This is a genomic window from Mumia quercus (genome assembly GCF_025506335.1).
In the GTDB taxonomy this organism is placed as follows: Bacteria; Actinomycetota; Actinomycetes; order Propionibacteriales; family Nocardioidaceae; genus Mumia; species Mumia quercus.
Map to the genome: position 1 here is coordinate 471,177 of NZ_JANZYO010000005.1, position 14,217 is coordinate 485,393.

The following is a 14,217-nucleotide window of genomic DNA, read 5'->3' on the forward strand; positions in this document are numbered from 1 at the left end:
TCGCCGACGGAACGGTCAGCCGTTGAACGGCAGGGGGTCGTTGAGCGTGGTGACGGCGCGCGCTCGCGCGGTCGTCATGCGCCGACGGTGGTGCTGGCGGCACAGCACCTCGTACCCGACGGTGGGCGCCGGCAGGCCGGGATCGTCGACGTCGCCGACGACGATCTGGTCGCCCTCGGTGACCATGACGCCGTTCTCCGTACGGGCGTTGTGGGTGGCCCGCTTGCCGCACCAGCACAGGGCCTCGACCTGCAGCGGCTGGATGCGGTCGGCCAGCTCGACGAGCCGCGCCGAGCCCTCGAAGAGGCGCGCGCGGAAGTCGGTGAGGATCCCGAAGGCGAAGACGTCGATCTGCAGCTCGTCGGCGATCCGCGCCAGCGCCTCCACCTGCGCCGACGTGTAGAACTGGGCCTCGTCGCAGATCAGGTAGTCGATCCGGCCGCCCGCGGTCAGCGAGCTGACGATGTGGTTCCAGAAGTCGAAGTCGGCGTCGACCTCGTGCGCCTCGGTCCACAGGCCGAGCCGGCTCGAGAGCCGCCCGCCGCCGGCGCGGTCGTGGCTGGTGAAGATGCGGCCGACCCTGCCACGCGCCGCGTGGTTGTGGTTGGTCTGGAGGGCCAGCGTGGACTTCCCGCTGTCCATCGTCCCGGTGAAGAAGAGCAAGCTCGCCACGAGGGACGAGGCTACCGTGTGCACATGCCTGCCCCCATCGCCGAGCCGAACCGGCCCCCGAGTCCTGAGCCGTTGGTCACCGTCGCCGCGCTCGACGAGCTCCTCAGGGCGGGGCCGGTGACGCTGCTCGACGTGCGCTACCGCCTCGGTGGACCGCCCGGACGCGCCGCGTACGAGGAAGGCCACGTGCCGGGGGCGGTGTTCGTCGACATGGACACCGACCTGGCGGACCCGCCCGGGAACGGGCGGGGGAGGCACCCGCTCCCCGACCCCGAGCGGTTCGCGGCGGCGATGCGCGCTGCCGGGGTCCGTCGTGACCAGCCCGTCGTGGTGTACGACGGGGCGGACGGTACGGCGGCGGCTCGGGCGTGGTGGTTGCTCACCTACCACGGCCACCCGGACGTACGACTCCTCGACGGAGGCTGGGCGGCGTGGAGCGAGGCCGGGCTGCCGGTGTCGTACGAGTCGCCGGCGCCTGCCGAAGGCGACTTCGAGGCCGATCCCGGCCACCTGCGGCTCGTCGACGCCGAGGGGGCGGCCCGCGCCGGGCGTGAGGCGGTGCTGCTGGATGCCCGGGCGAGAGAACGGTTCCGCGGCGAGGTCGAGCCGATCGACCCGGTGGCAGGCCACGTCCCGGGAGCCCGCAGCGCGCCGACCGCCGAGAACGTCGACGCCTCCGGCCGTTGGAAGCCGGTGGCGGCTCTCTCCGAGCGGTTCGCCGCGGTCGGGGCGGTCCCGGGGGCGGACGTCGCCGTCTACTGCGGCTCCGGCGTGACTGCCGCGCACGAGGTGCTCGCCCTGCGCATGACCGAGGTCGACGCCGCGCTGTACGCGGGGTCGTGGAGCGAGTGGGTCAGCGACCCCGAGCGGCCGGTGGCGACCGGGGACTCCGACGCCACCTAGGACGAGGCCGGCGAGCCGTGCGCGCCGGTCCTGTCCGCGACGTACGGCACGATGAGATCATGGCTCACGTCCGTGCACCGTTGGTCGGCCGCGCCCCAGAGCTCGCCGCTCTGCGCGAGGCGTACGCGGAGGCGCGCCGGGGCGCCGCGCGTTCCCTCGTGGTCGCCGGCGAGGCCGGCATCGGCAAGAGCCGGCTGCTCCGCGAGTTCGTCGCCGAGGTCCGCGAGCGCGGCGACGCGCTCGTGGTCTCCGGTGCGTGTGCCGACTCAGGGTCCGGCCCGCTGCCGTACGCGGCCCTCGAAGGCCTGGTCCGCGACGTCGTCGGTGCGCTCGGAGCCGACCGTACGCTCGACGAGGCCGGGCCCAGCGCCGACGCGCTCGGCCTGGTGGCACCTCGCCTGATCGACGTGCGTGCGGAGGCGAGCCCGGGGCGGCTGCCGGAGGTCGTGGCGGGGCTGCTGGCGTCAGTGGCAGAGCGCCGGCCGCTCGTGGTGGTCGTCGAGGACCTCCACTGGGCCGACGACGCCACCCGGGCGACGGTCGACCGCCTCGCCCGGATGCCGCAGGGGAGCTCGTTGCTGCTCGTGGCGAGCTACCGCAGCGACGACGTGGGCCGGGGCCACCCGTTGCGGTCGATGCTGGCCGAGCTCGAGCGCGGACGGCTCGTGGCGCGGCTCGACGTCCCGCGCCTCGACGAGGGCGAGGTCGCCCAGCTCGCCGCGGCGCTGCTCGGAGACGATGACGTCGGGCCGGGCCTCGCCGATCTCATCGACCGCAGCGAGGGCGTCCCGTTCTACGTCGAGGAGCTCGTCGGCTTCCTCGGCATCGACCTCCCCGACTCGCTTCGCGACCTGCTGCTCCTGCGGTACTCCCGCCTGTCGCCGGATGCGCAGGAGTTCTGCCGGCAGGTGGCCGCTGCCGGCTCGCGCGCCTCGTACGACCTCCTGGCCGACGCCCTCGGGCCCGACGCCGTGGTCGCGGCCGAGGGCGCGGCACGCGAGGCCGTGGCAGCCGCGGTGCTCGAGGGCGACGAGGACGGCTACGCCTTCCGGCACGCCCTGGTCCAGGAGGCGGTGCTCTCCGAGCTACTTCCGGGTGAGCGTCGGCGCCTGCACTCGGCGTACGCGAACGCCCTCGAGTCGTACCCCACGACCGTCGCGCGCCTCTCCGAGATCGCGGAGCACTGGTGGCGTGCGCGGGTCCTCGACCGTGCGCTGGCGGCCGCCGTCCAGGGCCAGGAAGCAGCCGACCGTGCCGGGTCCTGGACGACCGCCGCGACCCTCGGCGAGCGCGCGCTCGACCTCTGGGAGATGGTCCCGGACGCCGAGGAGGCCGCCGGCGTCTCCCACCACCAGCTCCTGATCGGCGTCGCCGAGTCCGTACGGTCGACGACGCGCCTCGACCGTGCGCTCGCGCTGTGCCAGCAGGCGCTGGCCGAGTGGCCCCCCGACGACACCGACGGCCTGGCCCGGGCGCTCGACAACGCGGCGGTGATCGCCGCGCAGGCCGGCAGCACCGAGGGGCGCGCGTTCCTCGAGCGGGCGCTCGCCCTGGTGCGTCCGGGCGAGAACGACGAGGTGCGGGCCCTCCTGCTCGTCACGAAGACACGAGACGGGATGCTCGATGGCCGCACCCGCGAGGCGATCGTGAGCGCGACCGAGTGCTTCGAGACGGCAACCGCTGCGGGGGCGACGTCCAGCGCGTCGCTGGCGCTCAACATGCGCGGCGTCTGCCGCGTGTCGCGCGGGGACGTCGAGGGACTGGACGACCTCGAACGCGCCCGCGACCTGGCCGGGGACGACTGGAAGGCGTTGTCGCGCTACTGCGTGAACGCCTCCCACTGCCACCTCTTGCGCGGCGAGTTCGAGACCGCGCTGGGTCTCGCGTCAGAGGGTGCACGGCGTTCGCGTGCTCTCGGGTCCGGGTGGAGCACCGACGCGATGCTCGAGGGCAACGCCGCCGAGGCGATGATCGGGCTGGGCCGGTGGGAGGAGGCCGCAGCCTGGTACGAGCGGGCGATCCCGCTCGTCGCGGACAGCATGTTCGCGATGTACCTGCGCGAGCGCTGGGCGTGGCTCCAGATGTGGCGGGGCGATGTGGACGCGTCCGAGGCGGTCGCCCGGGCGAAGCTTGCCGGGTGGGAGCGGTTCGGGAGGCTCGAGCAGCAGGTCCGGACGCGGGTCGCGGCGACGCTGGGTGAGATGGCGCTGCTGCGGGGTGATCCTGCGGAGGCCCTTCGGCTCGCCTCCGACATCCTGCTGCGCCCAGGTCAGGACCGCAGCCCTGGCGACGAGCTTCCGGTCGTCGCGGTCGCAGCGCGCGCGATCGCCGCCCTCCGCCGCGAGGACGGGGGCGCGGCGCCCGACCTCGCGCCGTACCGTGCGATCGCGCGGGAGTGTGCGTCGTGGCCCACCTTCCCCGCATGGGGCGGCACCTTCGCCGCCGAGCTCGGTGAGGGGTCGTGGTCGGCGGTCGCCGAGGCGCCGGGACCCGCCCACCTGCGCCCGTACGCGTTGCTGCGCGACGGCGAGACGCTGCTGGCCGAAGGCGACCGCGCCGGTGCGAGGGAGCGGTTGACGCAGGCCGTCGAGGCCGGGCGCGCGATCGGTGCCGGGCTCGTGGTGCAGCAGGCGGAGGCCGTGCTCGAGAGCGGAGGGCTCGACGCGGTCGGCAGGCGTGGCGACCCTGACGAGCTCACGGAGCGCGAGCGGCAGGTGCTGGCCCTGGTGGCCGAAGGTTTGTCGAACGGGGAGATCGGTGAGCGGCTCTTCATCAGCCGTAAGACCGCGTCCGTCCACGTCTCAGCGATCCTGCGCAAGCTCGGGGTCTCCAGCCGTACGGAGGCTGCGGTGAGGGCGCGCTCGGGCGCATCGGGGGAGTGAGTCACTCCGCAGGGTGTCAGGAGCGGGTCGACGGCTGCGCGCCCCACTTGCGGAGCCTGGCTCGCGGGAACGCGACTCCGTGCTCGGGGTCGGGCGCCATCACCCAGCCGCCGTCGCGCACGTCGCCGTGCAGGTCGAGGAAGCCGCCGACGTAGGGGACGCATCCTGCGGGGAGAGTCGCGTCCCAGCTGTAGTCGTCCTCGCCGACGCGGAGGCGCAGGGTGACGCGCTCCTTCGCGCGCCGGGCCGCCCACATGACTGCGACCACCTCGGCGCGGACGTGGTCACGAGGGCGGCGCAGGGAGCGGTACGCGCGGAACGGCATCGCCCTTCCGAGCGTCAGGAGCCCGCCCGCGATCGCGAGGATGCCTCCGATGTGCAGGACGAGACTGACGAACAGGTAGCGCGCGTGCGAGAGCACGGACGCCTCGGCATCGGCGACGCTCGCGGCCCAGGTCGGGTTGTCGGGGTCCACCACGACGGTCAGGCGTTCGCCTTCGTCCGGCCCGCCGAAAATAGCGGCGAAGCCGGTGTCCGTCGTCCAGAGGTCGGCGTGGGAGCCGTCGGGGAGTCGTACGACGGCGATGGCCGAGCCGAGGTCCTCGTACTCCTCCGACGGGACGTCTTCGCTGTCGACGACGACGGCCCTCTGGTGCTCCTGCGTGGACACGAGCCGGCGCGCGTGGCGCAGGTCGTTGTCGATGTCGAACGGGCCGAAGACCCAGAAGGCGGTGGCACCGGTCACGAGGACGCCGGCCAGGACGAGGCCGGTGACGCGGGCGGCGAACGCGGTGCGGACCTCCTTCTCAGCCGTCATGGCTGACCACGGGCGCTTCCTGGAGTCTCAGCCGCCGCTTCGGGTAGCTCGCCCCGTGCGCGGCATCGAGCGCGAGCACCCACCCGCCGTCGCGAACGTCGCCGTGGAGCGTGAGCACGTCGCCTGCGCGGGGCGCGGTGCCCCACGGAAGGTGGGCGCTCCACACGTAGTAGTCGTCCCCGATGCGCAGCATCAGCGCCTTCGGAGGCCTGACGGGCGAGTGGCTCCCGTGGACCACCACGGCCGTCCCCGCTTCGTGGCTGCGGAGCAGCGGCCGGACCGCCTGGACGGGCACCTGCGGACCGGCGAGCGGGACGACGCATCCAAGGACCACGAGGGCCAGCCAGACCGGGATCGGGTCGGGCGCGCTGCCGACGCCGGAGGCGACCCACCACACCACCGCGGTCACACTGGCGGCGAGCGAGCCCAGGAGCGTCCACGCGCGGCGGTGCAGGGCCCGCCGAGTCTCGAGGTCGAGGTCCACGGCCGAACTGTAGGGGCGGAACGACGTTCTCGTCTGCCCACTGGAGTGCTCGTACGGTCAGTCGGTGGATGCGTCCTGCCAGCGCGCGACGACAGTCTTGGGTGCCTGGGAGCACCAGGCGTCCTCGATCACCTCGGCGAGCTCGGCGCGGGAGACCCGCCCGAGGTGCGCGAGCCGCAGCAGCACCGCGTTGTAGCCGTTGAAGTGGTCGGTCGTGAACCACGGACCGTCGCCGCTGACGAGCGCGACCTTGTCACCCTCGTCGGGCACCCGGAACACCACCACGTCCGTGAGCCGCTCGCCGGTGTCGGGGTCGAGGGCGTCCGGGCGGGGTGTGCGGTAGCCGACGAAGAACTTCCGGCTGACCTGGTACGACGGGAGTCCGCCCCAGCCCGGCACCTTCGTCGTGCGGGGGAGGGCGAGTGCGATCTCCTCGATGTCGGACTCGCGTGCCTTCCGGGACCGTGCCATCACCCCAGCCTAAGAGCCCGCGGCGAGCCTGCGCGCCGCGTCAGCCCAGTGCGCGTACGGCGTCGATCGTGTCGGCCTCGTCCGGCGTCTTGTCGTCGCGGTAGCGCAGCACCCGCGCGAACCGCAGCGCTACCCCGCCGGGGTAGCGCGGCGAGCGCTGCACCCCGTCGAAGGCGATCTCGACGACCTGCTCCGGCCGGAGGGGGACGACGTGGCGGTCGGTCGGGCCGTCGGCCAGCTCGGTGAACCGCTCGGTCTGCCAGGCGAGCATCTCGTCCGTCATGCCCTTGAAGGTCTTGCCGAGCATCACGAACCCACCCTCGGGGTCGCGCGCGCCCAGGTGGATGTTGCTGAGCCAGCCCTTGCGGCGACCCGAGCCCCACTCGACGGCGAGGACGACGAGGTCGAGGGTGTGGCGGGGCTTCACCTTCACCCACGCCGCGCCCCGGCGCCCCGCCTCGTACGGGGCGTCGAGCGACTTCACGACCACGCCCTCGTAGCCCGACCGCACGGCCTCGGCGAAGAACTCCTGCGCCTCGTCCTGGTCGGCGGTGTGCAGCCGCGGCACGCCGAGTCCCGGTGCGATCCGCTCCAGCACGTCGAGGCGCTCGCGCAGCGGTCGGTCGAGCAGGTCGTCGCCGTCGGCGTGCAGCACGTCGAAGAACACCGGCGACAGCACCCGTACGTCGTCGCCGGAGCGCAGGTCGGGAGCGGTGTCGCGGGGGTGGGTCGCACCGAGCGAAGCGATGTCCTGGAACGGGGCGGGCCGCCCGTCGCGCTCCACGATGAGCGCCTCGCCGTCGAGGACGAGCGGATCGGCGGCGAGCCCGCGTACGGTGTCGGCGATCTGCGGCACCCGCTCCGTGATGTCGTCGAGACTGCGCGTGTAGACGCGGACGTCGTCGCCGACCCGGTGGACCTGGATGCGGATGCCGTCGAGCTTGGTGTCGACCGAGGCCGGCAGCGCAGGACCGACCTTGTCGAGCGCGGCGGCGACGTCGGGCGCCGAGGACGCCAGCATCGGGCGTACGGCGCGACCCGGCTCGAGCGTCACCGCGGTCAGGGCTTCGACACCGCCAGCCAGCGCGGCGACGGCGACCGGCGCGCTCGCGCCCTGCAGCATCGCGGCTCGCCGGACCGCAGCAGCCGGCACGTCAGCGGCCTCCGCGACCGCGTCGAGGACGACCGAGTCCAACGCGCCCTGCCGGACGTCGCCGGAGACGAGCCCGGCGAGGAAGCGCTGCTCGTCGGCAGTCGCCCGCGCGAACAGGTCGTGCGCGGTCTCGGCACGCGCCGTCTGCGACCCCGGGCCCGACAACCCTGCCATCGTCTCGAACGCCGCGTCGACCTCCTCCACGCTCAGCGTCGGCTCGGACGCAGGCGTCGGCATGTCGCGCAGGGAGGCCCAGCCGAGGCCCGTACGGCGCTGCCGCAGCTCGCCGGACAGGTAGGTCACCACGATCTCCAGCACGGCAGGGTCCGTACGGCGCAGGAGCGCGGCGATCTCGGCACGCTTCGCGAGGCGAGACCGCGTGGAGGCGACCGCGCGGGACGTGGCGACGACATCCGACAGGAGCATGCCGCCCATTGTGCTGCGACCCACCGACACCAGCAGGCCGTCCGACGCCCCGGCGGTGAGCCAGGTCCCACCGCGCGCCGCTCGGTGGGACCAGGCTCACCGCCCGCCCGCCCCGCCTCGCGCCCCGCCCCGCGCCAGGCGGACGGTGCCGCGCACCCGGATGACACAATCGACACCGTGAGTCCCGAACCCGCCACCGCCCTCCCCACGCGTACGGACGTCCTCGTCGTCGGCGCCGGTCCTGCGGGCTCCGCGGCCGCGGCATGGGCGGCGCGGCACGGGCTGGACGTGGTCCTGGCGGACGCGGCGTACTTCCCCCGCGACAAGACCTGCGGCGACGGCCTCACCCCCCGTGCGATCGCCGAGCTCGACCGGCTCGACCTCGGCCCGTGGGTGCGCCGCCACGGCATCAACCGCGGTCTGCGCGCGGCCGGGTTCGGTCAGACTCTGATGCTTCCGTGGCCCGGCGGCTCGCTGCCCGACCACGGCTCCGCGGTCCCGCGCACCGAGCTCGACGCGCACATCCGCGCCGCCGCCCTCGACGCGGGCGCGACCCCGCTCGACGGCACCCGCGCGGTGGACGTGGTCCGCGACGGCGCGCGCGTCCGCGAGGTGGTCTTCAAGACGGCCCACGGGCCGCACTCGGTGACTGCCGACCGTGTCGTCGTCGCCGACGGCGTCCGCTCGCCCCTCGGCCGCGTGCTCGGTCGCGAGTGGCACCGCGAGACCGCGTACGGCGTGGCCGCGCGCTCCTACGTGAAGTCGGCGCGCAGCGACGACCCCTGGATCTCCAGCCACCTCGAGCTGCGCGACGAGGCCGGTGCGGTCCTGAGCGGCTACGGCTGGATCTTCCCGCTGGCCGACGGCGAGGTGAACCTCGGCGTCGGCACGCTCGCCACGTCCAAGCGTCCGGCGAACGTGCAGCTGCGCCCGCTGATGGAGCACTACGCCCGCCAGCGTCGTACGGAGTGGGAGCTGGCCGACGAGCTGCGCGCCCCGACGTCGGCGCTCCTGCCGATGGGCGGCGCGGTCTCGGGTGTCGCCGGGGCGAACTGGGCGCTGATCGGCGACGCGGCCGGTTGCGTCAACCCGCTCAACGGCGAGGGCATCGACTACGGCCTGGAGACCGGCCGGCTGGTCGCGGAGCAGCTCGCGTCCGGCGCGGACCTCGCCACCGCGTGGCCGGAGGAGCTGCGCACCCACTACGGGGAGGCGTTCTCGATCGCGCGCCGTCTCGCCGGGCTGCTCACCGTGCCGGGCCTCGTGACGACGGCAGGCCCGGTCGGCATGCGGTCGTACACGCTGATGACGATCGCGCTGCGCCTCATGGGCAACCTCGTGACCGACGAGGACCGTGACGCCGTCGCGCGGCTGTGGCGATGGGCGGGACGCCTGTCGCTGCGGCTCGACCGCCGGACCCCGTTCGCGTGAGCGCCCAGAGGGGAGCCGCGCCCGTACGCGACGGCGCCGTCCGTTACGCCTCTCGCGGCTCGACGCACTACGACGTCATCCTCGCCGCGTTCTGCGTGGTGCTGGTCGTCTCCAACATCGTGGCCACCAAGGGCATCGAGATCGGCACGGGCTCGTGGACGCTCGGCGGGGTGCAGGTCTGGCCGGTCATCACCGACGGCGGGGCGTTCCTGTTCCCCCTCGCGTACGTCCTGGGTGACGTGATCTCGGAGGTGTACGGGTTCCGGGCGGCGCGCCGCGCGATCATCACCGGCTTCGCGATGGCGGTGCTGGCGTCGGTGACGTTCTGGGTCGTCCAGCGGGCGCCTGGCGCGTCGTTCTACGAGAACCAGGCGGCGTACGAGGCGGTGCTCGGATTCGTCCCGCAGATCGTGCTGGCGAGCCTGGCGGGCTACGTCGTCGGCCAGCTCCTCAACAGCGTCGTGCTGGTGCGGATGAAGGCGCGGACGGCCGAGCGTGGCCTCTTCGCGCGGCTGGCGACCTCGACCGGCGTCGGGGAGCTCGCGGACACGCTGATCTTCTGCGCGATCGCCGCCTCGGTCATCGGGATCACGACGTGGGGCCAGTTCTGGAACTACGCCGTCGTCGGCTTCGTCTACAAGGTCGGCGTGGAGCTCGTCGTGATGCCGGTGACGATGCTCGTGATCCGCTGGCTCAAGTCCCGCGAGCCCACGTACTGACCGAGTCCCCGTCCCGTCCCCGATTCGGGCAGTTCTCCACGCCTGCGGGCGGCCGTTCGGTGGGAAAGTGCCCGAATCGCGGACGGGGCGGTCAGGCGTAGTAGCGGCCGAGGAAGTCCGCCTTGAAGTCGGCGTACGTGCCGTCCTCGATCGAGGCCCGGATCTTGTCGACGAGCCGCACGATGAACCGCTCGTTGTGGATCGTCACCAGCGTCCCCGCGTTGTACTCCTTGGCCTTGAACAGGTGGTGCAGGTACGCCTCGGTGTAGTGCGTGCACGTGTAGCAGTCGCACTCCTCGTCGATCGGCGCGAACGAGCGCCGCGACGCCGCCACGAGCAGGTTGCGCTGCCCGTCGTGCGTGTAGACCCGCGAGGAGCGCGCGACCCGCGACGGGCTCACGCAGTCGAACGTGTCCGCACCGTTCTCGACCCCGGTGAACAGGTCGTCGGGCTCGCCGATGCCGAGCAGGTGACGCGGCTTGTCCTCGGGCAGCTCCTCGCACACCCACCCGACGATCGTGCCGAGCTGCTCCTTCTCGAGCGCGCCGCCGATCCCGTATCCGTCGAACCCGAGCTCCACGAGCCCACGCGCCGAACGCCGCCGCAGGTCCTCGTACTGCGCGCCCTGCACGACACCGAACAACGCCTGGTACGGCTTGCCGGCGCGGGCGGTCGTCAGCCGCTCGTGCTCCGCGACGCACCGCACGGCCCACTGCTGGGTGCGCTCGACCGAGCGCTCCTGGTACTCGCGGGTGTTCATCAGCGTCGTGCACTCGTCGAAGGCGAAGATGATGTCCGCGCCGAGCTGGTGCTGGATCTGCATCGACACCTCCGGGGTGAAGCGGTGCTTCGACCCGTCGAGATGGCTCTTGAAGGTCACGCCCTCGTCGTCGATGTGCGCGAGGCGCTCCTTGCCGTCGGCGATGACGTCGTCGGCCGTACGGCCGGTGGTGTCCATCGCGAGCACCTTGCGGAAACCGGCCCCGAGGGACAGGACCTGGAAGCCGCCCGAGTCGGTGAACGTGGGCCCGGGCCAGTTCATGAACGCGCCCAGGCCTCCGGCCTCGTCGACGATGTCGGGTCCGGGCTGGAGGTAGAGGTGGTAGGCGTTGGCCAGCAGCGCCTGCGAACCGAGGTCGGCCATCGTCTCGGGCAGCACGGCCTTGACGGTGGCCTTGGTCCCGACCGGGACGAACGCGGGGGTGCGGATGTCGCCGTGCGGGGTCGAGATCACGCCGGTACGCCCCTGGGCGCCGTCGACGGAGTCGGCGAGGCGCTCGGACACCGAGAAGGAGAAGCTCACCGCTCCATCCAACCAGGCGTGCCCGCTGACCCTGCGGGGTGGCGCGACGTCATCCGTCGCTCGTCGGGGAGGCCGTCTCGGCCTGCGGCGCCGGCTGCTCCGGAGCGAGACCCTCGGCGTCCTCACGGATCGGCGGGGGAGTCGGCTCGACGGGCTCTGGGCTCGTCGTCGGCGACGGCGTAGGGGTGGGGGGAGTCGTCGTCGACTGCTCCGGAGCGGGGGTCGACCCCGTGTCCCGCGACGGCGTCGTCGGGGACGGCGTGTCGCTCGGGGACTGCTGCTCGCTGGGGGAGTCCTTGGGGTCCTGGTCGTCCGACCCACCGGACCCGCCCGAGCCGTCGGACCCGTCGGAGTCGCCCGAGCGGACGTTGCTGAAGGTCGTCCCAGGCTTGTCGCTGGAGCCGATGGGGTGACCGGCCACCTTCTCGTACGCCCAGATCCCGCCGAGCGCCAGGGCGAGGCTGACGACCGCGGCCACGGCCGCGGCCCGCCACGGGACGAGGCGCTTCGGCTTGTCGGCCGGTGTGCCCTCGTCGGTGCCGTCTGCGCCGACGTCTGCGCCCTCGGACTCGGCCTCCGCGAGCGCCTGCGCTGCGTCGGGCGCGGTCGGCATGACGACGGTGGGGCGGCCCGGTGTGACGGCGCGGTTGGCGAGCGCGGCGCGGGTCGTCAGCCGGGCAGCCTCCGCGAGACGGCGGCTCTTGCGCAGGGAGTTGGTGTAGACCGTGCCCGCGATCGTGGCCACCACGGAGCCGACCGCGGCGCCGATGAGGGTGCCGGCGACACCGAGCCACGAACCCGCGACGGCGGCGGTCATCGCGGCGAGGGCGCCGCCCACGACCTGGCTCGACGAGACGCCGGAGAGGACGTGGGTCTCCTCGTCGGTCTCGTCGGTCTTCTTCGCCGTCATGCAGCCTTCCGGGGGTCGGGGGCGGTTCGGGGACCAACCTTCGACGGTAACGGGAAGGTCACGCTCGCCCAAGTGAGGTCAGGCACAGTCCGGCGTGGTTACCGTGTGTCCATGACGTCCTCGCTGGAGCCCACCACGACCGCGCCGCTCCCCGTCGTGCTCGACGTCGACACGGGGGTGGACGACGCCCTGGCCGTGATGTTCGCGGTCCGCAGCCCCCGTCTCGACCTCCGCGCGATCAGCTGTGTGGCGGGCAATGCCGACGTGGACCAGGTGGTCGCCAACACGCTCGCGGTCCTCGACGCGCTCGACGCCCCTGACGTCCCTGTGGGCCGTGGCGCCGAACGCCCTCTCGTGGGGCCGTCTCGGGACGCGCGCCACATCCACGGCGCGGACGGCATGGGTGACCAGCGGCTGCCGGCGTCGGCGCGCTTGGCGGCCGACGGCGGCGCGATCGACCTGATGCGGCGGGCGATCCTGGAGTCTCCGGACCCGGTGACGCTCGTGCCGCTGGCCCCGATGACCAACGTCGCGCTCCTGCTGCGCGCCTATCCCGAGGTCCGCGACAACCTCGCCGGCATCGTGCTCATGGGTGGCGCCGTGGAAGGCGGCAACGCGACGGCGGTCGCCGAGTTCAACGTGTGGCACGACCCGGAGGCCGCGGCGATCGTGCTGGGTGCGGGTGTACCCGTGACGATGTACGGGCTCGACGTGTTCTCTCAGGTCGTCGTCGAGGCGCAGACGTACGAGGTGCTTCACGGCGACCCCGACCCGGCCGTGGCGCTGGCGGGGCGGCTGCTCGCGCACTCCCACGACGTGATCCGCAGCGACCCGCGCGTCGGTCACGGCGGCCTGCTGGGTGACGCCGGTGCGGTCTGCATGGTGGCGCAGCCCGACCTCCTGACCACCGGCCGGTGGCCGGTCCACGTGGAGCTGGCACCGGGGCGTTCGCGCGGGCAGACGGTCGTGGACCGCCGCTTCGTGCTTGGGGAGGACGCGGTCCACGGGGTGGACTCCCTGGGTCATCTCGTCGACGTCGCGGTCGGGGTCGACGCCGAAGGCGTACGCGACCTGTTCCTGACGACGATCTGCGCGGGCCCAGGCGCCTCGCAGGTCGATGACGCGGCCCGCGCGGTCCAACGGTGAGCCTCGCCGAGGAGGGCTTCCCGACGGGTGCCGTCGTCGTGGTCGGCTCGCTCAACGTCGACCTCGTCACGAGCGTCGCTCGCCACCCGTCGCCGGGGGAGACCGTCCTCGGCAGCGACCTCGTCCGGCTCCGCGGAGGTAAGGGCGCCAACCAGGCGTTGGCGGCGCGACGTGCGGGGGCCGGAGTGACCATGGTCGGCCGGGTGGGCGACGACGGCGACGGCGAGGCGTACCGGTCGGCGCTGGCCGAGGCCGGGGTCGACGTCACGTTCCTGCAGACGACGCCGGGCGTGCCGACGGGGACGGCCCTCATCGTGGTCGACCCGACGGGTGAGAACGCGATCGTCGTGGCCGCCGGGGCGAACGCGCGGCTCGAGGCCGATGACGTCCGTTCGGCCCGCGCAGCCCTCGAGGGTGCCGACGTCGTGCTGGTGCAGCTGGAGATCGGGGACGAGGCCGTACGCGCGGTGGCCGAGGTGGCCGCGACCACCGGGACCCGGCTCGTGCTCAACGCCTCGCCCGTGCGTGACCTGCCGCGGTCCTTGCTGGCGCAGGCCGATCCTGTGGTGGTCAACGAGCACGAGGCGCAGGCGTTCGGGCTGAGCGGCGCCGACGACGGCGTCTGCGTCACGCTGGGCGGCCGCGGGGCGACGTGGGGCGGCACCACGGTGCCCGCGCCGCGCGTGGCGGCGGTGGACACGACCGGCGCCGGTGACGCGTTCGCGGGTGCGCTGGCGTCCGCGCTGGCGGCCGGGGCGGGACGCGAGGACGCGCTGCGTGCGGCGGTCGCTGCCGGGGCCGAGGCGACGACCTGGTCGGGTGCCCAACCGGTGTGATCGCCGGTGTGATCTTCTCCCCAGCAACCGGTCGTCCCCAGCCGCGGCGCGCGTCCCCGATCCT

13 protein-coding genes are annotated in these 14,217 nt (G+C 73.5%); 6 read left to right on the plus strand and 7 right to left on the minus strand.

The annotated features are described in order from the left end of the window. Positions 1 to 15: 15 nt before the first annotated feature. Positions 16 to 672 (minus strand): thymidine kinase, encoded by a 657-nt coding sequence (locus NYZ95_RS14390; RefSeq protein ID WP_262851997.1) that lies wholly within the window; start codon positions 670 to 672, stop codon positions 16 to 18. A gap of 24 nt (positions 673 to 696) precedes the next feature. On the opposite strand from NYZ95_RS14390, the gene NYZ95_RS14395 reads away from it, so the two are divergent. Beyond that, on the plus strand, positions 697 to 1,575 hold the full coding sequence (locus tag NYZ95_RS14395) for a sulfurtransferase (protein ID WP_262851998.1): 879 nt from the start codon (positions 697 to 699) through the stop codon (positions 1,573 to 1,575). Between the two features lie 59 nt (positions 1,576 to 1,634). Beyond that, positions 1,635 to 4,457, plus strand: coding sequence for a helix-turn-helix transcriptional regulator (locus NYZ95_RS20165; RefSeq protein WP_279307703.1), 2,823 nt, complete (start codon positions 1,635 to 1,637; stop codon positions 4,455 to 4,457). A gap of 16 nt (positions 4,458 to 4,473) precedes the next feature. Here NYZ95_RS20165 and NYZ95_RS14410 read toward each other — a convergent pair whose 3' ends face one another. From NYZ95_RS14410 to NYZ95_RS14425, 4 genes are read right to left on the minus strand one after another with little or no spacing between them, the layout of a single operon-like run. Further along, positions 4,474 to 5,274, minus strand: a complete 801-nt coding sequence (locus NYZ95_RS14410; protein ID WP_262851999.1) for a hypothetical protein — start codon at positions 5,272 to 5,274, stop codon at positions 4,474 to 4,476. After that, entirely contained in the window at positions 5,264 to 5,758 is a 495-nt protein-coding gene (locus NYZ95_RS14415) for a hypothetical protein (RefSeq protein ID WP_262852000.1), read from the minus strand. Before NYZ95_RS14415 ends, NYZ95_RS14410 begins: the two co-directional genes overlap by 11 nt. Before the next feature lie 57 nt (positions 5,759 to 5,815). Next, positions 5,816 to 6,229 (minus strand): MmcQ/YjbR family DNA-binding protein, encoded by a 414-nt coding sequence (locus NYZ95_RS14420; protein ID WP_262852001.1) that lies wholly within the window; start codon positions 6,227 to 6,229, stop codon positions 5,816 to 5,818. 40 nt (positions 6,230 to 6,269) lie between these two features. Continuing rightward, a complete protein-coding gene (locus tag NYZ95_RS14425; RefSeq protein ID WP_262852002.1) occupies positions 6,270 to 7,808 on the minus strand; it encodes an ATP-dependent DNA ligase in 1,539 nt (512 codons plus the stop codon). A gap of 177 nt (positions 7,809 to 7,985) precedes the next feature. On the opposite strand from NYZ95_RS14425, the gene NYZ95_RS14430 reads away from it, so the two are divergent. Then, positions 7,986 to 9,239, plus strand: a complete 1,254-nt coding sequence (locus NYZ95_RS14430) for a geranylgeranyl reductase family protein (RefSeq protein WP_262852003.1) — start codon at positions 7,986 to 7,988, stop codon at positions 9,237 to 9,239. Beyond that, positions 9,236 to 9,958 (plus strand): queuosine precursor transporter, encoded by a 723-nt coding sequence (locus NYZ95_RS14435; protein WP_262852004.1) that lies wholly within the window; start codon positions 9,236 to 9,238, stop codon positions 9,956 to 9,958. Before NYZ95_RS14430 ends, NYZ95_RS14435 begins: the two co-directional genes overlap by 4 nt. Before the next feature lie 91 nt (positions 9,959 to 10,049). Here the strand turns inward: NYZ95_RS14435 and tgt are convergent, their stop codons facing one another. Then, on the minus strand, positions 10,050 to 11,261 hold the full coding sequence (tgt, locus tag NYZ95_RS14440) for a tRNA guanosine(34) transglycosylase Tgt (protein WP_262852005.1): 1,212 nt from the start codon (positions 11,259 to 11,261) through the stop codon (positions 10,050 to 10,052). Positions 11,262 to 11,310: 49 nt separating this feature from the next. Then, positions 11,311 to 12,171 (minus strand): hypothetical protein, encoded by an 861-nt coding sequence (locus tag NYZ95_RS14445; RefSeq protein WP_262852006.1) that lies wholly within the window; start codon positions 12,169 to 12,171, stop codon positions 11,311 to 11,313. Between the two features lie 111 nt (positions 12,172 to 12,282). Here NYZ95_RS14445 and NYZ95_RS14450 point away from each other — a divergent pair, with 111 nt between their 5' ends. Then, positions 12,283 to 13,317 (plus strand): nucleoside hydrolase, encoded by a 1,035-nt coding sequence (locus NYZ95_RS14450; RefSeq protein WP_262852007.1) that lies wholly within the window; start codon positions 12,283 to 12,285, stop codon positions 13,315 to 13,317. Further along, positions 13,314 to 14,153 (plus strand): ribokinase, encoded by an 840-nt coding sequence (locus NYZ95_RS14455; RefSeq protein WP_262852008.1) that lies wholly within the window; start codon positions 13,314 to 13,316, stop codon positions 14,151 to 14,153. The genes NYZ95_RS14450 and NYZ95_RS14455 overlap by 4 nt, the downstream gene beginning before the upstream one ends. The last annotated feature ends 64 nt before the right edge of the window (positions 14,154 to 14,217 follow it).

Coding starts and splice junctions, on each gene's coding strand:
- NYZ95_RS14395 (WP_262851998.1), top strand. CDS start 697: ATGCCTGCCCCCATCGCCGAGCCGAACCGGCCCCCGAGTCCTGAGCCG.
- NYZ95_RS14450 (WP_262852007.1), top strand. CDS start 12,283: ATGACGTCCTCGCTGGAGCCCACCACGACCGCGCCGCTCCCCGTCGTG.
- NYZ95_RS14425 (WP_262852002.1), bottom strand. CDS start 7,808: ATGCTCCTGTCGGATGTCGTCGCCACGTCCCGCGCGGTCGCCTCCACG.
- NYZ95_RS14410 (WP_262851999.1), bottom strand. CDS start 5,274: ATGACGGCTGAGAAGGAGGTCCGCACCGCGTTCGCCGCCCGCGTCACC.
- NYZ95_RS20165 (WP_279307703.1), top strand. CDS start 1,635: ATGGCTCACGTCCGTGCACCGTTGGTCGGCCGCGCCCCAGAGCTCGCC.
- NYZ95_RS14445 (WP_262852006.1), bottom strand. CDS start 12,171: ATGACGGCGAAGAAGACCGACGAGACCGACGAGGAGACCCACGTCCTC.
- NYZ95_RS14420 (WP_262852001.1), bottom strand. CDS start 6,229: ATGGCACGGTCCCGGAAGGCACGCGAGTCCGACATCGAGGAGATCGCA.